This is a genomic window from Amorphoplanes digitatis (assembly GCF_014205335.1).
GTDB lineage: Bacteria > Actinomycetota > Actinomycetes > Mycobacteriales > Micromonosporaceae > Actinoplanes > Actinoplanes digitatus.
The window spans coordinates 7,437,361-7,458,324 of record NZ_JACHNH010000001.1; the positions used below are offsets into that span (position 1 = coordinate 7,437,361).

A 20,964-nucleotide genomic window follows, 5' to 3' on the forward strand; every position below is an offset into this window, starting at 1 on the left:
GTCCGCATGGGCGAAGAACCCGAGCGTCGGCGCCGCCGCCTGCGTCCCCCCTCATCGGCCACGGCCGCGCCCACCGCGCCGCCCGGTCCGGCCACCGTCGCGCCCACGCCGGCCGTGACCGGCGAGACCGTCGAGGCGACCGCGCCGGTGCTGGACCCCGTCGCCGAGAGCCCGAGACCCGCGGCACGGCCGCCCCGGGCCGCCGGCAACGCCTTCGCGGGACGGCCGCGCCCCGCGCCCGGCTCCCGGCCGACCTCCGGCGCGGGCGCCGGCGGCGACGACCAGTCCGAGCGGGGGCTGCGCGGCCTCGTCGGATCGGGCTCGTCCCAGGTCAGCGTCGGCGCGGCGCTGCGCGCCCGCGACGCGGCCCGGCCGACGCCGGAGCAGCTCGCCGAGGCCGACGCCGGCCTGCCGATCGTGCGGCGCAACTGGATGCCCCGCGAAGACCTGCCGCGGAACCGGTAGGCGTCAGCTCTCCGGCAGCGGCGGGAGCTCGCGGGTGCGCTCGTACTCGGCGAGCTGGGCGATGCGGCGGGCGTGCCGCTCGCTGCCCGAGAACGGCGTGGTCAGGAACGCCTCGGCCATCGCGGTGGCCTCGTCCAGCGTGTGCTGGCGGCCGCCGATGGCGAGCACGTTCGAGTCGTTGTGCTGGCGGGCGAGCTGGGCGATCTCGACGTTCCAGGCCAGCGCCGAGCGGACCCCGGCGATCTTGTTGGCGGCGATCTGCTCGCCGTTGCCGGAGCCGCCGATGACGATGCCGAGGCTGCCCTCGTCGGCGACCACCCGGGCGCCGGTGTTCAGGCAGAACGCCGGGTAGTCGTCCTCGGGGTCGTACGCCTGCGGACCCACGTCGACGACGTCGTAATCCTGCTTGCTGAGGTGGTTGACCAGGTGGTTCTTCAGCTCGAAGCCGGCGTGGTCGGAACCCAGGTAGACGCGCATGACCCGCAGTCTTTCAAACCCGGATCAGAACGTCAGCGCGGCCCGCAGGCTCGCGGCGATATGGTCCGCGGCGGCCCGCGCTGCGTCGAAGAGCACCAGCTTGCGGGCGAAGCCGTGGTTGACGCCCGCGTAACGGACGTGGACCACGGGGACGCCGGCGGCCAGCAGCGCGTCCGCGTAGTCGGCGCCCTCGTCGCGCAGCACGTCGTACTCGGCGGTGATCAGCAGCGTCGGCGGCATCCCGGTCAGGTCCGCGACCGCCAGCGGCGCCACGTCGGGGCTGAAACGCAGCGCCGGGTCCGGCACGAAGGACTCCCAGGCCAGCCGCATCGACTCGCGGTCGAGGCCGTGGCCGCCGACCTCGTCGTAGGACTCCGACGCCGTCATCGGGTCGATGGCCGGGTAGATCAGCACCTGGTAGTCGAGCGGGGTGGCGGCGTCGCGCTGGCGCCGGGCGGCGACGGTGGCGAGCTGCCCGCCCGCGCTGTCGCCGCCGATCGCCAGCCGGGACGGGTCGACGCCGAGGCCGGCGCCCTCCTTGCGGATCCAGGCGAGCGCGGTCTCGACGTCGTCGAGGGCGGCCGGGAAGACGTGCTCCGGCGCGAGCCGGTAGCCGACCGACAGCACCGCGCAGCCCGAGCGGTCCGCGATGCGCCGGCAGAGCCGGTCGAACGTCTCGATGCTGCCGTAGCACCAGCCGCCGCCGTGCACGTAGACGAAGACGGGTGCGTCGACGCCGGTCGCGTAGAGCCGGCAGGGCACGCCGTCGGCGTCCACGTCGACGACCACGGGCAGCGGGATCGCCGGGCCGCACTCGGCCTCGTTGGACTCCTCCATCGCCGCGCGCGCGAAGAGGAGCTGCGCGTAGGGGTCGGCCGCGAGGACGTCGGCGCTGGGGCGGCGGCGGATCGCCAGCGACACCTCGACCTGTGGGTGCAGCATCAGGAGAGCTGGGCCAGGACGAGGCCGCCGCGGGCCTTCGGCGTGAACCAGGTGCTCTTGCGGGGCAGCTTCTGCCGGGCGAGGTTCACCGCCACGAAGTCGTCGACGGTGACCGGGGCGATCAGGACGGCCAGCTCGGCGCGGCCGGCGTCGACCTCGCCGCGCAGCCACTGCGCCGGGTAGTCGCCGCCCACGTACGAGATGCGCTTGTCGCCCGGGTCGAGCCCGAGGACGTCGCCGAGCAGGATCCGTTCGACAAGGGCGTGGTCGAGGCTCTCCACCGGGCTGGCGCCCTCGGCCGGCGGCAGCACGACGGCGAATGAGCGGCCACCCGCGTACAGCTCGATGGTGCCCTTGGCGGGGATCGCCGCGGGGCGCGGCAGCTCCTCGACCCGGGCGCCGGCCGCGGTGAGGCGCTCGACGAAGTCGGCGGCGGGCAGCTCGCTGATCAGCCGGTTGTATGGCTGGATCGCGACGGACGCGGGGGTGGTCACGACGGCCAGGAAGCGCGGCAGGCCGCCGGTCTGCGCGGCCAGGCTGCGGTGGTTGCCGTCGGCGACGACCAGCTCGCCGCCGCCGGCGAGCGCGGTGAGCCGGTCCTGTGCCGGGCCGGCGGGGACCACCCAGATGGCGTGCGTGCGGCCGCTCTGGTCGGTGTCGGTCGCGGCGGGCGCCCCGGCGGCGTCGGCGGCCTCGGCGAGCGCGGCGTGCAGCTCGTCGCCCCGGCCGGTCTGCAACAGCAGGACCGGCGAGAGCAGCGTCTCGAGCGTCTCGGCCAGGGCGACGCGCTCGCGCACCTTGGCGATGAACACGTCCTCGTTGCGGATGACCAGGCCCGGCTCGTCGGCGCTGGTGGAGATCTGGTCGGTGTCGACCATCGACCACAGCCCGTATGCGGCGGGCTCGCCGGGCGCGGTGATCCGGTAGAGGACGACCACGTCCTCCGCCGGCGAGTAGCTGCCCGCGGCCTTCTCCTGCGCGAGTCGCGCGGCGGCGTCGGGCAGGCAGTCCGCGAACGCCTTGCCCACCGACTCCGGCGCGCGGTGCGGCATCTCGACGGCGAGCGCGCTGTGCGGGTTCGCGGCGATGATCTCGGTGATCTCGGCATCGTCGGCGAACTCGTCGTAATTCTGCGCGCCGGTGCCGCCAGTGGTGATCCAGGCCCGGCTGATCGGGTGCACGACCGTCATGCCAGCGAACCTACCGCCGCGGTGTGACGGTCCTGCGCACACCCCGGCGGCGTCTCACGGCTGGCCGCGCCGCCGGTGCCGGCCGAACTGGGCCGCCGACGGCAGGTGGCCGCGCAGCTTGACCTGCTTCGCCCGGCGCCGGGCCGAGCTGTGCTCCGGCGCCTCTACCAGGGGAAAGCTGGACACGATCACGGGCGGCGCCACCATCGCGGCGACATCGGAGGGCAGGCCGTCCCATGCCCCACGATGTACCGCGATGGTGGAAGTTGCGATGCTGTCGGACTCGGACATCAGAGCCTCCGGTCGGGTGTGGTTCTCGCCTCACCCAACGACCCGCCGAAGACTCAGGTGGCGCGTCAGTCGAAGATCGGGCCCAGATCGCGGGTGCGCTTGAGCTCGTAGAAGCCTGGCGTGCCGGCGACCAGCAGGACGCCGTCCCAGAGCCGCCCCGCCGCCTCGCCCTTCGGCGCGGGCGTCACGACCGGGCCGAAGAAGGCGATCTTCTCGCCCTCGACCGGGCCGGGCGCGTGGATGACCGGCGTGCCGACGTCCGTGCCGACCGGCTTCATGCCCGCGTTGTGGCTGGCCCGCAGCGCGTCGTCCCGGGCGTCGGTGCCGGCCGCCGCGGCCAGCGCCGGGTCGAGGCCGACCTCGGCGAGCGCCTCGGTGTATAGCTTCTCGTCCAGCTCGTATTTCTGCAGGTGGATGCGGGTGCCAAGGGCCGTATAGAGGTCGCGCAGGACCTCCGGCCCGGCGGCCTCGGCGGCGGCGATGCAGACCCGGACCGGGCCCCAGCCCTTGGTCATCAGCTCCCGGTACTGCTCGGGCAGGTCGCGGCCCGAGTTGAGCACCGAGAGGCTCATCACGTTGAACGTGATATCGACGGATCGGACCTTCTCGACCTCCAGCAGCCAGCGTGAGGTTATCCAGGCCCAGGGACACAGGGGGTCGAACCACATGTCGACCGCGGCGCGTTCACTCATACGTTGATCCTCCCTCGCCCCGGCCGGACCCGGCGGTGACGTGCGCCACGCGGGCACCACATATGGTGACGTGGAAAGCTCTAGGCCGGGGCGATGGAGCCTGGATCGGCATTGAGGAGACTGAAGTGGCCGGAGTTCGTAACCTGACCCAGGTCGAGGCCGCCGAGCGTGCCCGCCTGCTCGAGGTAACGGGGTACGACATCGCCCTGGACCTGACCGACGGCCAGGGTGGGCCCGGTACGGGCACCTTCCGCTCGACCACCCGGGTCGATTTCCGCTGCACCGAGCCCGGCGCGACGACGTTCATCGAGGTCGCTGCCGCGAGCGTGCGGTCAGCGACGCTCAACGGCGCGCCGGTCGACCTGTCCGGCTGGTCGGCGGAGGCCGGCCTGACCCTGACCGGCCTGGCGGACCGGAACACGCTGCTCGTCGATGCCGACTTCGCGTACTCGGCGAGCGGGCAGGGCATGCAGCGCAGCGAGGACCCGGTCGACAAGGAGATCTACCTCTACAGCCAGTTCGAGACCGCGGACGCCCAGCGCGTGTACGCCGCCTTCGACCAGCCCGACCTGAAGAGCGTCTTCACCTGGCACGCCACGGTGCCGGCGCACTGGAAGGTCGTCTCGAACATGCCGGTGGACGACACCGTCACGGCCGAGGCGGGCGCGAAGACCGTCCACTTCGAGACGTCGCCGCGGATGAGCACCTACATCACGGCGCTGTGCGCGGGGCCGTACCACGAGCTGCGCGACAGCCACGACGGCATCGACCTGGGCGTCTACTGCCGTGCCTCGATGGCGCGCTACCTCGACCCGGACGACCTGTTCCTGATCACCAAGCAGGGCTTCGACTTCTTCCACGAGCAGTTCGGCGTGCGCTACCCGCTGCCGAAGTACGACCAGCTCTGGGTGCCCGACTTCAACGCCGGCGCGATGGAGAACTTCGGCTGCGTCACGCACGCCGAGGCGCACTACATCTTCCGCTCGCAGGTCACCGACTACGAGTACGAGCAGCGCGCCAACACGATCCTGCACGAGCTCGCGCACATGTGGTTCGGCGACCTGGTCACCATGCGCTGGTGGAACGACCTGTGGCTGAACGAGTCGTTCGCCGAGTGGGCGAGCCACTGGTGCAACACGACCGCGACGCGGTTCACCGACGCCTGGTCGACGTTCCTCTCGGTGCGCAAGGCGTGGGGCTACCGCCAGGACCAGCTCTCCTCGACGCACCCGGTCTACTGCGAGATGCCGGACCTGGAGGCCGTCGAGGTCAACTTCGACGGCATCACCTACGCCAAGGGCGCGAGCGTCATCAAGCAGCTCGTCGCGTACGTCGGGCTGGAGTCCTTCCTCGCCGGGCTGCGGGCGTACTTCCAGCGGCACGCCTGGGGCAACGCCACCTTCGACGACCTGCTGACCGAGCTGGAGACCGCCTCGGGCCGGGAGCTGCGCAAGTTCGCCGCGCAGTGGCTCGAGACGGCCCAGGTCAACACGCTGCGCCCGCTGGTGACGATCGGCGCCGACGGCACCTACGAGAGCGTGGTCGTGCGCCAGGAGGCGCCGGCGGCGTACCCGACGCTGCGCACCCACCGCATCGGCGTCGGCCTCTACGACCTCGACGGCGACAGCCTGGTCCGCCGGGAGCTGCTCGAGATCGACGTGAGCGGCGAGCGGACCGAGATCCCCGCGCTGGCCGGGGTCCGGGCCGCGGACGTGCTGCTGGTCAACGACGAGGACCTCACGTACGCGAAGCTGCGCCTCGACGACCGCTCGATGGCGACCGTCGTGCGGCACATCGCCGGCTTCGAGTCGTCGCTGCCGCGGGCGCTGTGCTGGGCCGCGGCCTGGGACCAGCTGCGCGACGCCGAGTTGGCGGCCCGCGATTACATCGCCCTGGTTCGTACCGGGCTGCCGCTGGAGCGCGACATCAACCTGACGACGGCGACGCTGCGCCAGGCGGCCACCACCCTGACGATGTACGCGGACCCGAAGTGGGCGCCGACGGGCTGGGCGCAGCTGGCCGAGACGGCCAGGACCACCCTGGCCGCGACCGAGCCGGGCAGCGGCTTCCAGCTGGCCTGGGCGCGCGCCTTCATCAACGCGGCGCGCGGCGACGAGGACCTGGCCACCCTGCGCGGCTGGCTGAACGGGACCGGGATCCCGGCGGGCCTGACCATCGACACCGAGCTGCGCTGGACGATCCTCGAGGCGCTGGCCGCCAAGGGCGCGGCGAGCGAGGCGGAGATCGACGAGGAGCTGGCCTCGGACCTGACCGCCAGCGGCGAGCGGGAGGCCGCCCTCGCCCGGGCCCTGCTGCCGACGTTGGAGAACAAGAGCCGGGTCTGGGCGCAGCTCACCGGCGAGGAGAAGCTGCCGAACTGGCTCAACCGCTCCTTGCTCCAGGGCTTCCAGGCGTCGACGCAGGTGGAGCTCACCGCGCCGTTCGCCGCGAAGTTCTTCGAGGCCATCGACGCGGTCTGGGCCCGGTCCGACAGCGAGCCGGCGCAGGAGTTCGCGATGCTGGCCTACCCGGCGTACCAGGTGAGCGAGGAGACGGTCGCGCTGACCGACGCCTGGCTCGCCGCCGAGGGGCACACGCCGTCGCTGCGCCGCCTGGTCGCCGAGGGACGCGACGGCGTGCTGCGGGCTCTCAAGGCCCGGGCGAAGGACGCCAGCGCGGGTTGAGTGTTTTCGCGGGTCGTGAGGGATTCAATTCCTTGCGACCCGCGAAACTTACGGGCCCGAAACCCACCGGACACAACTCAGCGTTAGTACGCTGACACTCCACGTTGATGGAGGTGTCCGGTGACGATCGGTGCGAGCCCGGGCGTGCGGTGGACCGCCCCCGAAGGACAGTGGACTGAGCCGGATCTGCACCTCTTCCCGCAGGACGGGCACCGCTACGAGATCGTCGACGGCAGCCTGCACGTCACCCCGCCCCTGGACGGCCCGCACGAGGCGGCGGTGCGGGCCCTGGTGAAGCTGCTTCGCGAGGCCGCGCCGAGCGGCTGGTGGGTCTGCGCCCGGCTCGGCGTCGCGCTCGGCGACAGCAACCTGGTCCCGGACGTGACCGTGCTGCGGCCGCGCTCCTCGGGCGCGATCTGGGCGGACCCGGCCGACGTCGCGCTGGTGGTCGAGGTGGAGACCGCCACGAGCCGGCGCTACGACCGGCTGCTCAAGCCGGCCCTGTACGCGGACGCCCGCATTCCGGCGTACTGGCGGATCGAGCCGGGCCCGTCGCCGGTGCTGCACACGTACACGCTCGGCCCGGACGGGTATATGCCCGGCAAGACACTGCAGGGCGCCGACCCGATCAAGGTCGACGCCCCGTTCCCGGTGCTCGTGGCCCCGGCAGTGTGGCTGTAGCCGGCTAGTGCCGGCCGGCGTGCGACGCCAGTTGGTCGAGTCCGGACAGCACGCCACCGGCGAGGTCTCCCCCGGCGAACGCGGCGGCCATCGAGAGCGCGGCCAGCTTCGCGTCGCGGTCGGTGATGCGCTTGCGCGCCTCCGGCCCCGTCACGATCTCCAGGACCCGCTGGTTGGGCGAGACCGCGACGAGCACCGCCGTCGCCGCGCCGTCCAGCTGACGGTGCAGCTGCTCGGCGTGTTCGCGGGCGGGCTCCTCGAGGTCACCGATGTAGACGCTGAACGTCAGGCCGGTCGACTGGTCGGCGACCCGCAGCGCCTCGTCGAGCCGGAGCAGCTGGCGGGTCGTGAACGGCCCGTCGAGCGCGTCGATGCCGGCGGGCGACATCGTCAGCTCGGGGTACGCGGTCAGCGTCGGGCCACCCGGATGGTCGAGAGCGGTCAGCGGCTGTTCCCTGCTCTCGGCGGTCAGGGCCTGAGTCTCACCAACGGTCACTTGCGCCTCCTGTCGGGCCGGGCCGGACCGGGGCGCCGGAGGAGTCCTCGATGACTCCGGCCGTGAGCGCCGGCCGCGTTCCCGGTGCGGTCACCTGCGCGGGTGACGCCAGGAACCAGATCGGCCTGAATTCGAAGGGCCGGCCAGGGCGGTAACGGCGGGACGGACGATGCCGGCTACTGCCGGCCGCGCCGGACACCGCGATCACGGCGATGATCGCCAATGGAATGACAACGAAGATCAGAATCGTGCTGAATTTCGACAACCTCAACGCCCCCAGGCGTCAAAAGAACCGGCCAATTCACTGTGTTCCCAGTGATCCGAACGCTAATCACGGTAGCGGAGTGTGGACCGTCACGGGCCGCCGGGTGTCAACACCCCGAAGTGGGATCACCGCACCCACGCGGAAACGGCGCGCAGATGCGAAAATCACCCTCACGCGCCGTCCGCGAGGTTTCTGCCGCGGACGGCAGAAGGGGGAAGGTCATGCGCACATCCGTCCCGGCCGCAATCGCGGCGCTTGTCCTGGCCCTGCCCGTCGTCCTGATCGAGGAATCGCCCTCGCTCGCGGCGGCGACCGTCTTCGTGGAGACCAACCCCAGCACGGTGCCCGCCGGCGACCAGATCGGAATCCGCGCGAGCTGTGACGACAACCTGAAACCGGCGACCGTGACGATCGACCCGATCGGCGCGATCACGGTGTCGCCGAGCTACGGATTCCTCACCTCCACGACGCGCGTACCGCCCGCGACCGATGCGGGCGACTATCCCGTACGGCTGAAATGCCCGGACGGAAAGACGGCGGAGAACACGCTGCACGTGGTCGTGAAGGTGGAACCGGCGCGCGGCCCGGCGACGGGCGGCGGCGGCACCGCGCCGCGCCTGTCCGCGGGCGCGATGATCGGCGGCGGGCTGGCCACGGTGGTGGCCGGCGTGGTCCTCGGCGTGGTGGCCGTCCGGCGCCGCCGCCTCGGCTGAGGCGGCGGCGGATGCCCCGCCCGGCGGTGTCGCGGCCGGAGCCACCCGGCCCGCGCATGCCCGAGTCCGTTCTCCGGCGCCGCCCGGCCGAGGTGGTGTCCCGGCCGGCTCCCCCGCCCGCACCCGCTCCCCCGCCGGCGCCGGCCCGCCCGCCGGGCGGTCGCGGGCTGCCGGCCCCGCACCCGGTCCGCGGCCGCCGCCAGATGCCACTCGGCCTGGCCGCGGTGATCCTGGTCTTCATCGGTCTGTTCACGGTGGCCACGGGGATCGGCGCGGCGACCGGCTTCAACCTGCGCGACCTCCTCAAGGGCCCGGACAAGCCGCCGCCGAGGGCATTCCCGGTGCTGAGCCCCAGCGCGCCCGAGCGCCTGATGATCCCGGCGATCAAGGTGGCGGCGCCGATCCTGAACGTCGGCCTGGCCAAGGACGGCTCGGTCGGCACGCCGCCGCTGAAGCGGCACAACGAGGTGGGCTGGTTCGACCAGGGCCCGACGCCGGGGCAGTTCGGGCCGGCGCTGATCGTCGGCCACGCGGACACCAGGACGGGCCCGTCGGTCTTCCACGACCTGGGCAGGCTGAAGCCGGGTCAACGGATCGAGATCCTCCGCGAGGACAACCGGGTGGCGGTCTTCCGGATCAACTCGGTCGAGCACTTCGACAAGGAGAAGCTGCCGATCAAGCGCGTCTACGGCGACTACAGCAGGCCGTCGCTGCGGCTGGTGACGTGCGGCGGTAACTGGCTCGGCGGCGAACGGGGCTACAGCGACAACGTCATCGTCTTCGCCAGCCTGACCGGCACCAAGGACGCCTGACGGGCCCTTACGCGGCCTCGGCCTCGAGCGGCTTGGGCAGGTCGAGCCAGTCCGCCCAGCGCGGGTCCGGGGTGCGGTGGCCCAGCACCCGCCAGGCGACGCCCCGGGGTGCGGCGGGCGCCGCGTGCAGGCGCCAGCCCAGCTCGGCCGGCGTCTTGTCGCCCTTGCTGTGGTTGCACTTCGCGCAGGCCGCCACCACGTTGTCCCAGGCGTGCAGGCCGCCCCGGCTGCGGGGGAAGACGTGGTCGATGGTCTCGGCCGAGCCGCGGCAGTATGCGCAGCGGCCGCCGTCGCGGGCGAAGATCGCCCGGCGGGACAGGCCGACGTGCGTGCGGTACGGGACCTTCACGTACCTGGTCAGGCGCACTACCGACGGGACCGGGAGTGCCTGCCGCGCGCTGTGCAGGATGCCGTCCCCGTCGGAGACGCATTCCGCCTTGGTGGTGAGCACCAGGATGGTCGCCCGACGCACCGACACGACGCACAGCGGCTCGTAGGTGGCGTTCAATACCAACGCGGAGGAGCCGACTGCGGGTCGTATGTCAGGCATCGTGATCACCCTTCGGGGTAGGTGCTTGTAACCGCTCCCATGTGCTTGTGGTCATAGGGCGAGCGCCGGATCTACCGGTGCTCGTGCGCCAATAGTCCCTGATGAATGACGAATTTGCGAGCAGAATCTGCGGTCGTCCCGTAAACGTCTGAGGTCTCGCGGGTGTACGTCCGCCCGCCCCGCGGCTGCGGGCGCGGGCCGCGGGCCGGTAGGTTAAGGCCCCGTGATCCTGCTAGCCCCTCCTCCCACACCGGCCCCCTCCGGCTCCGCCGATCTCTTCAGCGTGCCCGGGCCCACCGAGCTGTCGTCGTCCTGCAAGACGGACGCGCTCTGTTCGTGGGTCCTGGAGCAGACCGGCATACAGTGGCTCGCCAACAGCAGCTACGTGATCGTCGTCAAGCCGCTGCGGATCATCCTGATCGTCCTGATCGCGATCCTCATCCGATGGCTGCTGCGCCGCGGCATCCGGCGGCTGACGGCCACCACGTCGCGGGCCGAGATGCCGGCCCTGCTCAAGCCCCTGCGCGAGCGCACCGACAAGGAGCAGGAGGCGGCCGAGAGCACCTACATCCCCGAGCGCCGCCGGCAGCGGGCCGAGGCGATCGGGTCGGTGCTGAGCAGCTTCGTCACCGCGGTCGTCTTCACCATCGCGACGCTGCTGGTCCTCGGCGAGCTCGGCTTCAACCTCGCGCCGCTGCTGGCCAGCGCCGGCATCGTCGGGGTTGCCGTCGGCTTCGGCGCGCAGAGCCTGGTCAAGGACCTGATCGCCGGCCTCTTCATGCTTCTCGAGGACCAGTACGGCGTCGGCGACACGGTCGACCTCGGCGACGCCATCGGGATCGTCGAGACGGTCGGGCTGCGGGTCACCACCGTCCGGGACATGCAGGGCGTGCTCTGGTACGTCCGCAACGGCGAGATCATCCGGGTCGGCAACAAGAGCCAGGGCTGGGCCATGGTGGTCATCGACGTCCCGATCGGCTTCGTCAACTCCGAGGAGGCGACCGCGGTGCTGCGCGCGGCCGCGCTCGCCCTTGCCGAGGAGCCGTCGCACTCGACCGAGTTCCTCGAACCGCCGGAGGTCATCGGCGTCGACCAGCTGACCGTGGACGGCGCGGTCATCCGGACCATCGCCAAGACCACCGCCACCAGCCGGATCACCATCCAGCGGGAGCTGCGCCGCCGGCTCACCGAGGCGCTGGAGACCGCCGGGATCAGCGAGCGGATCGCCGTGTCGCGGATGCTGCCCCGCGCGGCGGCGCCCCCGAGCTATACCCACCCATCGCCGACCCCGCCGGATACGACCGGGGGCGCTACCTGACCTGTGCGAACGGCATGATGGGGGATGTCCGACCTCCACCGAATGGCCGACATTTCCCCCGTACGCCCTAGCCAGGACTCGGACGATCGGGCAGAATCTCGCAAAGAGCATCTGCACATGCAGCGTCACGTTCGCGCGGGCTCCGAATCCGGAGAAACCTCGCGAACGTGTCCGGCCGGCCGTCGGCGATCCCGCCGGCCGTCGCGATCGATGGAGGCCTGGTGTCGGACGACCGACCCGCCGCGCAGCCGGCCGAACGGGCCGGCGGCGGGACGGAGCCGGAGCGCCCCGTGACTTTCCGGGAACTCTTCGCCGTTCAGGAGTACCGCGCGCTCTACGTCTCGCTGGTGGTGAGCTGGCTCGGCGACTACCTGGCCCGCGCGGCGATCGTCGTGCTGGTCTACCAGCAGACCGAGTCCGTGCTGCTCTCCGCGGTGTCCTTCGCCGTGAGCTACGTGCCGTGGATCATCGGCGGCCCGGTGCTGGCCGCGCTCGCCGACCGCTACCCCTACCGCCGCGTCCTGATCGTCGCCGACCTGGCCCGGGCCGTCCCGATCGCGCTGATCGCGCTGCCCGGCATGAACGTCTACGTCATCATCCTGCTGCTCTTCGTGGCGATGCTCGGCGCACCGCCCACCCAGGCGGCGCGCTCCGCCATGCTGCCGCTGATCCTCGACCGCCGCCAGCTCGTCACCGGCCTGGCCGTCAACGCCTCGACCTCGCAGGCCGCCCAGGTCTTCGGCTACCTGGCCGGCGCCACGCTCGCCGTCGGGATAAGCCCCCGGCTGGGCGTCGCGCTCGACGCGGTCTCCTTCGTCGTCTCCGCCGGCCTGATCGCGATGGGCGTCCGGACGCGGCCGGCGGCACACAGCCGCGCCGAGCGCCGGCACCTGCTGCGGGAGACCGGCGAGGGCTTCCGACTGGTCTTCGGTACGCCCCTGCTGCGCTCGATCGCGCTCATCGTCTTCGCCCTGACCACCTTCACGGTCCTGCCCGAGGGCCTGGCCGCCGGATGGGCCGTGCTGTTCCACGAGGATCCCTCCGCCCGCGGCTTCGACCAGGGCCTGATCATGGCCGCCGGCCCGGTCGGCTTCGTCATCGGCGGCCTCGGGATCAGTCGGCTGGTCCGCCAGTCGCGGCGCCACCGGCTGGTCAAGCCGCTCGCCCTGCTGGCGCCGACGGCGCTGGCCGTGACCGTCTTCGCGCCGAACGCCGCCACCGTCGCCGCGCTCGTCGTGATCTCCGGCATCGCGCAGGGCGGGCTGATGCCCACCCTCAACGCCGAGTTCGTGCTGGCCCTGCCGCACGGCTACCGCGCACGGGCGTTCGGCGTCATGCAGGGTGGCCTGCAAGCCACCCAGTGCTTCGCCGTGATCGCCACCGGCGCCCTGGCACAGATCTCGTCGATCCCCCTGGTCGTCGGCCTGTGGAGCGTCAGCGGGCTGCTGCTGATGCTGGCGCTGGTCGTCTACCTGCCCCGAGTGGCCGCCGACGGGAGCACCGAGGTGGTCCCCGCGCCGAGCGTGCCGGCAACGCGCGTCACACCGGATCCGGTCCGGCCAGGTCCTGCTGGCAAACTGGACGGGTGAGCGCAGCAGACGAACAACCGGAAGCCAGCTTCTTCGAGGCCGTCGGCGGCGAGCCGACCTTCCGCCGGCTCGTCGACGCGTTCTACGAGGGCGTCGCGCGCGACCCCCTGCTGCGCCCGATGTACCCCGAGGAGGACCTCGGCCCGGCCGCCGACCGCCTGACCCTGTTCCTGATGCAGTACTGGGGCGGCCCGAACACCTACTCGGCCAGCCGCGGCCACCCGCGGCTGCGAATGCGGCACGCCCCGTTCCGGGTCGGCCCGGCCGAGCGCGACGCCTGGCTGCTGCACATGCGCGCCGCGGTCGACTCGCTGCACCTGCCCGAGCCGCACCACAGCGCCCTCTGGGACTACCTCGAGCGGGCCGCCTACTTCATGGTCAACACGATGGAGGCACATCCCGGCGGCCAGCCCACTCGTTGATCGGATTACCAACGCGAACGTCTTGTCACAGGCGTCGCGGCCCGATCACAGGAGTGACCGATGCGACGCAGTCTGCTCGCCGCTACCGCGCTGACCTGCGTCGCCCTGCTGGCGTCGACGCCGGCCGCGGCCGACCTGGCCCAGCCGTCGGTGGTCTCGGCCGACCCCGTGGACTTCACCCCGCACGTGCTCGACGGGACGGTCTGGGCCCTGGCCGTCGTGGGTGACACGGTCGTCGTCGGCGGCAGCTTCACCCGGGTGCAGGACAGCGAACGCAAGACCACCTACGCCCGCAAGAACATCTTCGCGTACGGGCTGCGCGACGGCGTGGTGAGCGCGTTCGCCCCCCAGGTCGACGCGCCCGTCTACGCGCTCACGGCCGGCTCGACCGACACCGTCTACCTCGGCGGCTCCTTCAAGACCGTGAACGGCGCCACCCAGCGCGGGCTCGCCCGCGTCTCGGTCGCGGACGGCGCCCGGGTGGCCGCCTTCGAAGCGCAGATCAACTGGGGTGACGTCCGGACGCTGAACGCCCGCGGCACCCATCTCTACGCGGGCGGCACGTTCTCCTCCATCAACGGCGTCAAGCGGGCCGGGCTGGCCCGCCTCGACGCGGGCAGCGGGGCGGTCGACGCCGGCTTCGACGCCAAGCTCTCCGCGCCCGGCCTGACCCGGACCCGGGTCGAGCACTTCGACATCACCCCGGACGGCGACCGGCTGATCGCGGTGGGCGCGCTGCTCAAGGTCGGCTCGGTCAGCCGTACGCAGATCGCCATGTTCGACATCACGGGTGCCGCGGCGACCGTGACCAGCTGGTACACCGACGCGTACAAGCCGGCGTGCATGAAGGGCTTCGACACCTACCTGCGGCAGGTGAAGTTCTCCCCCGACGGCAGGTACTTCGTCGTCGCCTCCACCGGCCGGGCCTCCTCGCCGACCAAGCTCTGCGACTCGGCCGCGCGCTTCGAGACCGGCGGCAACGGCAAGCACAACCCCACCTGGGTGCAGCGCACCGGCGGCGACTCGCTCTACGCGGTCGCGGTCACCGGCAGCGCCGTCTACGTCGGCGGGCACAACCGCTACCTGGACAACCCCTACGGCAGCGACTCGAAGGGCCCGGGCCCGGGAGCGGTCACCAGGGTGGGCATCGGCGCGATCAGCCCCAGCACCGGCCGGGCGCTGTCCTGGAACCCGGGCCGGGACCGGGGTGTCGGGGTGCGGGCGTTCGAGGTCGTGCCGAACGGCCTGATCGTCGGCTCCGACACCGACAAGCTGGCCAAGGAGTACCACGGGCGGATCGGGATGTTCCCGCTCTCGTGATCAGCGCAGCAGGAAGGGCCCCCGGGTGCGGGGGTCCTTCTCTGTTTTCAGAGCAGTGCGCCCTCGTCGTGCAGCCAGTCGACGAACGAGGTCGCCACGGCGGCTCCGCAGTCGAGCATCTCCACCAGCAGCGCGTCGTGCGCGCCCGACGCGAGCGGCACCTGCAACTCGGCGTAGATCGGCAGCTGGCCGCGTTCGGTGGGGTCACCCACGTAGGCCTTGCAGAAGCGGCGGGTGTGATTCCATTCGTTGACCACGCGGTAGGCGCGGTCGGCCCAGTCGGGCGGGACGGTCGCGTGCGGACGCGCACGCATGACCAGGATCTCGTCGTCGGGTCCCTCGAGGGTGAACAGCACGGCGTGCCGTTCCCACATCGCCAGCAGGCTCCCGCCGCCGTCGGCGAGGAACCGGACATCGAGCAGGTCGAGAGCCTTGCCGAGCCGCGCGAGGTCGACGGGGGCGACCTGGCCTGGTTCGTCGATCGCGGACAGATCGGCGGAGGACATCGAAGAGTGTCCCGGCTCACGCTGCGCCGGTACTCCGACGCGGACGCTGCTCTGCAACGCGACCTCGCCGCCGGTCTCGGGCTCATCGCCCCCGGCCGACCCGGGACGCCATGACCACCACGGCATCGTTGTGCACCTCACTCCCCAGCAGGCCCCTCCGCCGGACGTAGCGGTGGACCACGGGGCGACGGTACCCGTACAGGTCGCGGAGGTCATCCCCTCAAAGGGAGGGCGCGACCGGAGGAACGATGCCTCATCACCCTTTCGGGTGACCCCCTATAGGCATAACGGTCAATTCTTTGACCGGCTGTAGCCATGCGACTCCATATGGTGCAGAAAGACCCACCCAGCGTCCCGCCACACACACTCGGACGCATTGACCGTCCTCATCGGCCGGACCGAGGAAACCCATCCGCGAACTCGCCTGAACGAGCCGCTGCGACACCTCGACCGGGCCGGCGGCGGCCGGCGTGACGACGAGCGCGACGTGATCGAGCAACGCGTCGCGGACCGCGCGCTGTCCGACCGAGCGGCCCGCGAGACCACCCGCGGCCACCTCGCGCAGCGTTCCCGCCGCCGCCGTCGCCAGCCGGCTTAACTCCGCGGCCGCCACCGACTCGACCACCGTCGACCGGGCCGGCGGCAACGGCCAGCGCCAGTCGGAGTCGCGGCGGGCCGGCAGCTCCGGGCCGCCCCGCGCCAGCACGGCGAGCAGATCGGCGGCCGACACGGTCGCGTCCCCCGGGCCGGGCCCGGCCACCTCGCGGGTGACAAGCACTCCCCAGGGCAGCAGCGCCCAGAGCGCGGTGCGCTCACCCGCAGAGCGCAGCCGGACCAGCACCTGCCGGTCCAGCCGGACCAGCCGGGCCAGGAAGGCACCCGCATCCGCCACGCCGGTCATCCCGTGAGCGGTCATCGTCAAGCCTCCAGGTACGGCTTGAGGAAGTCGCGCTCCGGGCCGGTCAGCCGGCGCGGGAACTGCTCGGCCAGGTTGTACGGCACGCAGACCGAGCTGGCCCGGCTGGCGAGCACGCCGTCGTCGAACAGCTCGTACGAGACCGTGAAGCTGGCCGCCCGCAGCCGGGACACCCACATCTCGATGCGTACGGCGTCGCCGTAGTCGACCGGGCGCAGGTAGTCGACCTCGTGCCGGGAGATGACGATGCCGTCCTCGAACGAGGTGAGGCCCTGCGCCCGCGCGCCGACGAAGAACATCGCTACCCGCGCCTCCTCATAGAGGGTGAGAAAGCGCGAGTTGTTGACGTGGCCGTACGCGTCCATGTCGGACCAGCGCACGGCCACGTCGTAGATGAACCTAGTCACGCGTCAACTTGCGGTAGGTGACCCGGTGCGGCCGGGCCGCGTCGGCACCCAGGCGGTCGATCTTGTTCTTCTCGTACGCGTCGTAGTTGCCCTCGAACCAGAACCAGTTGTCCGGGTCCTCCTCGGTGCCCTCCCACGCGAGCATGTGGGTGGAGACCCGGTCCAGGAACATCCGGTCGTGGGAGATGACCACGGCGCAGCCGGGGAACTCCAGCAGCGCGTTCTCCAGGCTGGAGAGCGTCTCGACGTCCAGGTCGTTGGTCGGCTCGTCGAGCAGGATCACGTTGCCGCCGATCTTCAGCGTCATCGCGAGGTTCAGCCTGTTGCGCTCGCCGCCGGAGAGCACCTTGACCGGCTTCTGCTGGTCCGGCCCCTTGAAGCCGAACGCCGCGACGTACGCCCGGGACGGCATCTCGACCTTGCCGACCATCATGTGGTCCAGCCCGTCCGAGACGACCTCCCAGACCGTCTTGGTGCCGTCGAGGCCCGAGCGGTTCTGGTCGACGTAGGAGAGCTTGACCGTCTCGCCGACCCGCACCGAGCCCGAGTCCGGCTGCTCCAGCCCGACGATCGTCTTGAACAGCGTGGTCTTGCCGACACCGTTCGGGCCGATGATGCCGACGATGCCGTTGCGCGGCAGCGAGAACGACAGGTTGTCGATGAGCACCCGGCCGTCGAAGCCCTTGGTCAGGTCCTTCGACTCGATCACGGTGTTGCCCAGGCGCGGACCCGGCGGAATCTGGATCTCCTCGAAGTCCAGCTTGCGGGTCTTCTCCGCCTCGTTGGCCATCTCCTCGTAGCGCTCGAGGCGCGCCTTGGACTTGGTCTGGCGTGCCTTCGCGTTCGACCGGACCCACTCGAGCTCGTCGGTGAGGCGCTTCTGGAGCTTCTGGTCCTTGCGGCCCTGTAGCTGGAGGCGGGCGGCCTTCTTGTCCAGGTACGTCGAGTAGTTGCCCTCGTACGGGTACGCGCGGCCCCGGTCGAGCTCGAGGATCCAGGTCGCGACGTTGTCGAGGAAGTACCGGTCGTGCGTGATCGCGATGACCGTGCCGGCGTACTTCGCCAGGTGCTGCTCCAGCCACTGCACGCTCTCGGCGTCCAGGTGGTTGGTCGGCTCGTCGAGCAGCAGCAGGTCGGGCGCCTCTAGGAGCAGCTTGCACAGCGCGACGCGGCGGCGCTCACCACCGGAGAGCTGGGTGACGTCGGCGTCCGGCGGCGGGCACCGCAGGGCGTCCATGGCGAGCTCGAGCTGGGAGTCGACGTCCCAGGCGTTGGAGTGGTCGAGCTCCTCCTGGAGCTTGCCCATCTCCTCCATGAGCTCGTCGGTGTAGTCGGTGGCCATCTGCTCGGCGATCTTGTTGAACCGCTCGAGCTTGGCCTTCGTCTCCGCGACGGCCTCCTCGATGTTGCCGAGGACGGTCTTGGTCTCGTTGAGCGGGGGCTCCTGTGCCAGCATGCCCACGGTGTAGCCCGGCATCAGCCGCGCCTCGCCGTTGCTCACGGTGTCCAGCCCGGCCATGATCTTCAACAGGCTGGACTTACCGGCGCCGTTGGGACCGACCACACCGATCTTGACACCAGGGAGGAAGTTCAGCGTCACGTCGTCGAGCACGACCTTGTCGCCGTGCGCTTTGCGCGCCTTTTCCAGAACGTAGATGAACTGGGCCACGGTGCGGCCTACCTCCGTGATCGGGATTTCCGGGTTGCCGGACGAGAGGTCAATCTTTCCAGGTCGCCCCCGGCCACCTACAACAACCCCGTCGGCACCGCCAGGATTCCCCGGCGAGATCACTCCGGCGTGACGTCCCAGCCCTCCGCCGCGCCCTTCTTGCGCACGATCTCCAGCCGCCGCTCGCTGACGAAGAAGGTGGTGCCGTTGGCGGCGACGGCGAAGAAACCGTCGTCCTTCCTGACGACGCCCGTCAGGAACAGGGCCGTCTTACCCTCGATCCACGTCTCGTACCCGCCGCGGTTGCCCTGGTAATACAGGCGGTCGGCCTCGTCGCGGCAGATCCACACCGTGGTACCGGTGCTCGCCGCCCGTACCCTCAACACCTGGACCAGGGTCACGTTGTAACCGAGCCGGCGGGCAGTGGCATGCATCTCAGGCGGGCACGGGACGGATGTGATCACCGGTTCGGTGGGTAGAGAGCTGCCGGCGGAAACGTCCCGCTCGGGCGGAGTCTTGTGGTGTGAGCCCAGGACCAGTCCCGCCGACATCCCGATGATGCTCAGAAATACGGTGGCGATGACCACAGGGAAGAACAGCGGTCGACGCGGCGGTAGAAGATCATCGGACAGGCTCACCGGCCAAGGATGGCACCCTCGGGCCAGAGGCGTCACCGCGCGGCCGGAAGGTGGCTGGGAAGGTCTGAACTGGCTACGCACAGTAGGCTCGATAGCGGGAACCCAGAACGACCCGGAGGTGCACTCAGCGTGGCCGAACGAAGTTCCTTTGTTGTTGTCGCCAACCGCCTGCCCGTCGACGAGGTCATCGTCGACGGCGAGCGGCAGTGGCGGCCTAGCCCGGGCGGCCTCGTCACCGCCCTGCATCCGGTGCTGGCCGAGCAGCGAGGCACGTGGATCGGCTGGGCCGGCGGCGCCGGGGAGGCGCCCGAGCCGTTCGAGCTCGAAGGCATCCGGATCCATCCGGTGCCGCTGAGCGCCGAGGAGCTCGAGCGCTACTACGAGGGCCAGTCGAACGCGACGATCTGGCCGCTCTACCACGATGCCGTCGAGACGCCGGTCTACAAGCGGCGCTGGCGCGAGGCGTACCGGATCGTCAATCAGCGTTTCGCGCAGGCCGCCGCCGACGTCGCCGCCGAGGGCGCCACCGTCTGGGTGCAGGACTACCAGCTGCAACTGGTGCCGGCGATGCTCCGCGAGATGCGTCCCGACCTGCGGATCGGCTTCTTCCTGCACATCCCGTTCCCGCCGATCGAGCTCTTCATGCAGATGCCGTTCCGCGCCGAGATCCTGCGCGGGCTGCTGGGTGCGGACCTGGTCGGCTTCCAGCAGCGGCTGGCGGCGCAGAACTTCGTCCGGCTGGCCCGGCACCTGCTCGGCCTTCGCTACGAGGGCCAGTCGATCCAGGTCGACGGCCGCAAGGTCAAGGCCGGGGCGTTTCCGATCAGCATCGACACCGCGGACATGGAGCGGATGGCCGCCGACCCGGGCGTGCAGGCCCGCGCCAAGCAGATCCGCGCCGAGCTGGGCGACCCGGAGACGGTCATCCTCGGCGTCGACCGGCTGGACTACACCAAGGGCATCGAGCTGCGCCTCAAGGCGTTCCGTGAGCTGCTCGCCGACGGCAAGCTGGCGGTGCCGGAGGCCGTGATGGTGCAGGTCGCGACGCCGAGCCGGGAGCGCGTCGAGCACTACCAGACGCTACGGGTCAAGGTGGAGCGCGAGGTCGGCCGGATCAACGGCGAGTTCGGCCGGGTCGGCATGCCGGCGGTGCACTATCTGCACCAGTCATACAGCCGGACCGAGCTGGCCGCGCTCTATCTCGCCGCCGACGTCATGATGGTGACGCCGCTGCGCGACGGCATGAACCTGGTCGCCAAGGAGTATGTGGCGTGCCGGGCCAGCGGCGGCGGTGCGCTGGTGCTCAGCGAGTTCGCCGGCGCGGCGACCGAGCTGAAGCAGGCGTTCCTCTGCAACCCGCACGACCCGGACGGCGTCAAGGACGCGCTGCTGCGTGCCGTCGGCGCCGAGCCGTCCGAGCTCAAGCGACGGATGCGCGTCATGCAGCGGCACCTGCGCACCCACGACGTCGCCGAGTGGGCGCGCACGTTCCTCAACGAGCTCGGCGTGACGGAGCGGGAACCGGCGCCCGAGGCCTAGAGGAAGAGACAGAAGGGGTGGCCGTCCGGGTCGAGATAGACCCGGACGTCCTCCTGCGGCTGGTAGTCGGCCAGGGTGGCGCCGGCCTTCTCCGCGTGGCCACCGGCCTGCTCCAGCTCCTGGACGCGGATGTCGAGGTGGGCGCTCATCTGCGGATCGCCGGGGCCGGCGGGCCAGACCGGTCGCACGTAACCGGAGTCGGTCTGGAACGAGAGGCTCGGGCAGCCGTTGGGCGCGCCCAGCATCACCCACCCCGGCTCGTCCTGCACGACGTTCCAGCCCAGTAGCCGCTGATAGAAGGCCGCGAGTTCCCTCGCGTCCGGGGAATCGAGCACGACCCCGGCAAGTGTCATGTGTGGTCGCTCACTCATGCCAATGGGTT

At 71.1% G+C, this 20,964-nt stretch carries 24 protein-coding genes; 10 read left to right on the forward strand and 14 right to left on the reverse strand.

Annotated elements, in window-relative coordinates; translation table 11 throughout:
* Nucleotides 1-114 precede the first annotated feature (114 nt).
* Nucleotides 115-465: a hypothetical protein gene (locus tag BJ971_RS42725; protein ID WP_417281804.1), complete on the forward strand. Its 351-nt coding sequence runs from the start codon at nt 115-117 to the stop codon at nt 463-465.
* A 3-nt stretch (nt 466-468) separates the two neighbouring features.
* On the opposite strand, the gene BJ971_RS32610 is transcribed toward BJ971_RS42725, so the two are convergent.
* The 5 genes from BJ971_RS32610 to BJ971_RS32630 all read right to left on the reverse strand — a co-directional run bounded on the left by BJ971_RS32610 (nt 469) and on the right by BJ971_RS32630 (nt 4,057).
* Nucleotides 469-942 (reverse strand): ribose-5-phosphate isomerase, encoded by a 474-nt coding sequence (locus BJ971_RS32610; RefSeq protein WP_184996973.1) that lies wholly within the window; start codon nt 940-942, stop codon nt 469-471.
* A gap of 24 nt (nt 943-966) precedes the next feature.
* Nucleotides 967-1,884: an alpha/beta hydrolase gene (locus BJ971_RS32615; RefSeq protein ID WP_184996974.1), complete on the reverse strand. Its 918-nt coding sequence runs from the start codon at nt 1,882-1,884 to the stop codon at nt 967-969.
* Complete coding sequence (locus tag BJ971_RS32620; RefSeq protein ID WP_184996975.1) at nt 1,884-3,074, reverse strand: DUF1015 family protein; 1,191 nt, start codon at nt 3,072-3,074, stop codon at nt 1,884-1,886. Before BJ971_RS32620 ends, BJ971_RS32615 begins: the two co-directional genes overlap by 1 nt.
* Before the next feature lie 54 nt (nt 3,075-3,128).
* Nucleotides 3,129-3,365: a hypothetical protein gene (locus BJ971_RS32625; RefSeq protein WP_184996976.1), complete on the reverse strand. Its 237-nt coding sequence runs from the start codon at nt 3,363-3,365 to the stop codon at nt 3,129-3,131.
* 65 nt (nt 3,366-3,430) lie between these two features.
* Nucleotides 3,431-4,057, reverse strand: coding sequence for a DsbA family protein (locus BJ971_RS32630; protein ID WP_184996977.1), 627 nt, complete (start codon nt 4,055-4,057; stop codon nt 3,431-3,433).
* Between the two features lie 125 nt (nt 4,058-4,182).
* Here BJ971_RS32630 and pepN point away from each other — a divergent pair, with 125 nt between their 5' ends.
* Nucleotides 4,183-6,741 carry an aminopeptidase N gene (pepN, locus tag BJ971_RS32635; protein ID WP_239087752.1) on the forward strand — a complete coding sequence of 853 codons (2,559 nt, stop codon included), beginning with the start codon at nt 4,183-4,185 and terminating at the stop codon, nt 6,739-6,741.
* A gap of 120 nt (nt 6,742-6,861) precedes the next feature.
* The gene (locus BJ971_RS32640) at nt 6,862-7,422 is read left to right on the forward strand and encodes a Uma2 family endonuclease (RefSeq protein ID WP_203709593.1); all 561 of its coding nucleotides are present in this window, start codon (nt 6,862-6,864) and stop codon (nt 7,420-7,422) included.
* Nucleotides 7,423-7,426: 4 nt separating this feature from the next.
* Here the strand turns inward: BJ971_RS32640 and BJ971_RS32645 are convergent, their stop codons facing one another.
* A complete protein-coding gene (locus BJ971_RS32645; protein WP_184999227.1) occupies nt 7,427-7,810 on the reverse strand; it encodes a DUF5130 family protein in 384 nt (127 codons plus the stop codon).
* Nucleotides 7,811-7,904: 94 nt separating this feature from the next.
* Nucleotides 7,905-8,126, reverse strand: a complete 222-nt coding sequence (locus BJ971_RS42730) for a hypothetical protein (RefSeq protein ID WP_438839541.1) — start codon at nt 8,124-8,126, stop codon at nt 7,905-7,907.
* Nucleotides 8,127-8,404: 278 nt separating this feature from the next.
* Between BJ971_RS42730 and BJ971_RS32650 the strand changes: the two genes are divergently transcribed.
* A complete protein-coding gene (locus BJ971_RS32650) occupies nt 8,405-8,896 on the forward strand; it encodes a hypothetical protein (RefSeq protein ID WP_184996979.1) in 492 nt (163 codons plus the stop codon).
* A 56-nt stretch (nt 8,897-8,952) separates the two neighbouring features.
* Nucleotides 8,953-9,708 carry a class F sortase gene (locus BJ971_RS32655; protein WP_239087751.1) on the forward strand — a complete coding sequence of 252 codons (756 nt, stop codon included), beginning with the start codon at nt 8,953-8,955 and terminating at the stop codon, nt 9,706-9,708.
* 7 nt (nt 9,709-9,715) lie between these two features.
* Here the strand turns inward: BJ971_RS32655 and BJ971_RS32660 are convergent, their stop codons facing one another.
* Complete coding sequence (locus BJ971_RS32660) at nt 9,716-10,258, reverse strand: HNH endonuclease (RefSeq protein ID WP_184996981.1); 543 nt, start codon at nt 10,256-10,258, stop codon at nt 9,716-9,718.
* Between the two features lie 223 nt (nt 10,259-10,481).
* Between BJ971_RS32660 and BJ971_RS32665 the strand changes: the two genes are divergently transcribed.
* The 4 genes from BJ971_RS32665 to BJ971_RS32680 all read left to right on the forward strand — a co-directional run bounded on the left by BJ971_RS32665 (nt 10,482) and on the right by BJ971_RS32680 (nt 14,907).
* Nucleotides 10,482-11,576 carry a mechanosensitive ion channel family protein gene (locus BJ971_RS32665; protein ID WP_377885496.1) on the forward strand — a complete coding sequence of 365 codons (1,095 nt, stop codon included), beginning with the start codon at nt 10,482-10,484 and terminating at the stop codon, nt 11,574-11,576.
* Nucleotides 11,577-11,797: 221 nt separating this feature from the next.
* A complete protein-coding gene (locus BJ971_RS32670) occupies nt 11,798-13,165 on the forward strand; it encodes an MFS transporter (protein WP_184996982.1) in 1,368 nt (455 codons plus the stop codon).
* Nucleotides 13,162-13,587, forward strand: a complete 426-nt coding sequence (locus BJ971_RS32675; RefSeq protein WP_184996983.1) for a globin — start codon at nt 13,162-13,164, stop codon at nt 13,585-13,587. Before BJ971_RS32670 ends, BJ971_RS32675 begins: the two co-directional genes overlap by 4 nt.
* Nucleotides 13,588-13,647: 60 nt before the next feature.
* Nucleotides 13,648-14,907, forward strand: a complete 1,260-nt coding sequence (locus BJ971_RS32680; protein WP_184996984.1) for a delta-60 repeat domain-containing protein — start codon at nt 13,648-13,650, stop codon at nt 14,905-14,907.
* Between the two features lie 47 nt (nt 14,908-14,954).
* Here the strand turns inward: BJ971_RS32680 and BJ971_RS32685 are convergent, their stop codons facing one another.
* From BJ971_RS32685 to BJ971_RS32705, 5 genes are all read right to left on the reverse strand, one after another.
* Complete coding sequence (locus tag BJ971_RS32685) at nt 14,955-15,539, reverse strand: type III secretion system chaperone family protein (protein WP_184996985.1); 585 nt, start codon at nt 15,537-15,539, stop codon at nt 14,955-14,957.
* Nucleotides 15,540-15,669: 130 nt separating this feature from the next.
* The gene (locus BJ971_RS32690) at nt 15,670-16,329 is read right to left on the reverse strand and encodes a DUF8185 domain-containing protein (RefSeq protein ID WP_184996986.1); all 660 of its coding nucleotides are present in this window, start codon (nt 16,327-16,329) and stop codon (nt 15,670-15,672) included.
* Between the two features lie 2 nt (nt 16,330-16,331).
* Nucleotides 16,332-16,736, reverse strand: a complete 405-nt coding sequence (locus tag BJ971_RS32695) for an acyl-CoA thioesterase (RefSeq protein ID WP_275411400.1) — start codon at nt 16,734-16,736, stop codon at nt 16,332-16,334.
* Nucleotides 16,729-18,405, reverse strand: coding sequence for an energy-dependent translational throttle protein EttA (gene ettA / locus BJ971_RS32700; RefSeq protein ID WP_184996988.1), 1,677 nt, complete (start codon nt 18,403-18,405; stop codon nt 16,729-16,731). The genes BJ971_RS32695 and ettA overlap by 8 nt, the downstream gene beginning before the upstream one ends.
* Before the next feature lie 119 nt (nt 18,406-18,524).
* The gene (locus BJ971_RS32705; protein ID WP_184996989.1) at nt 18,525-19,043 is read right to left on the reverse strand and encodes a hypothetical protein; all 519 of its coding nucleotides are present in this window, start codon (nt 19,041-19,043) and stop codon (nt 18,525-18,527) included.
* A 129-nt stretch (nt 19,044-19,172) separates the two neighbouring features.
* Between BJ971_RS32705 and BJ971_RS32710 the strand changes: the two genes are divergently transcribed.
* Nucleotides 19,173-20,582 carry an alpha,alpha-trehalose-phosphate synthase (UDP-forming) gene (locus BJ971_RS32710; protein ID WP_184996991.1) on the forward strand — a complete coding sequence of 470 codons (1,410 nt, stop codon included), beginning with the start codon at nt 19,173-19,175 and terminating at the stop codon, nt 20,580-20,582.
* Here BJ971_RS32710 and BJ971_RS32715 read toward each other — a convergent pair.
* Nucleotides 20,579-20,953: a VOC family protein gene (locus tag BJ971_RS32715; RefSeq protein ID WP_184996994.1), complete on the reverse strand. Its 375-nt coding sequence runs from the start codon at nt 20,951-20,953 to the stop codon at nt 20,579-20,581. The two genes, BJ971_RS32710 and BJ971_RS32715, sit on opposite strands and share 4 nt — an antisense overlap.
* Nucleotides 20,954-20,964 lie beyond the last annotated feature (11 nt).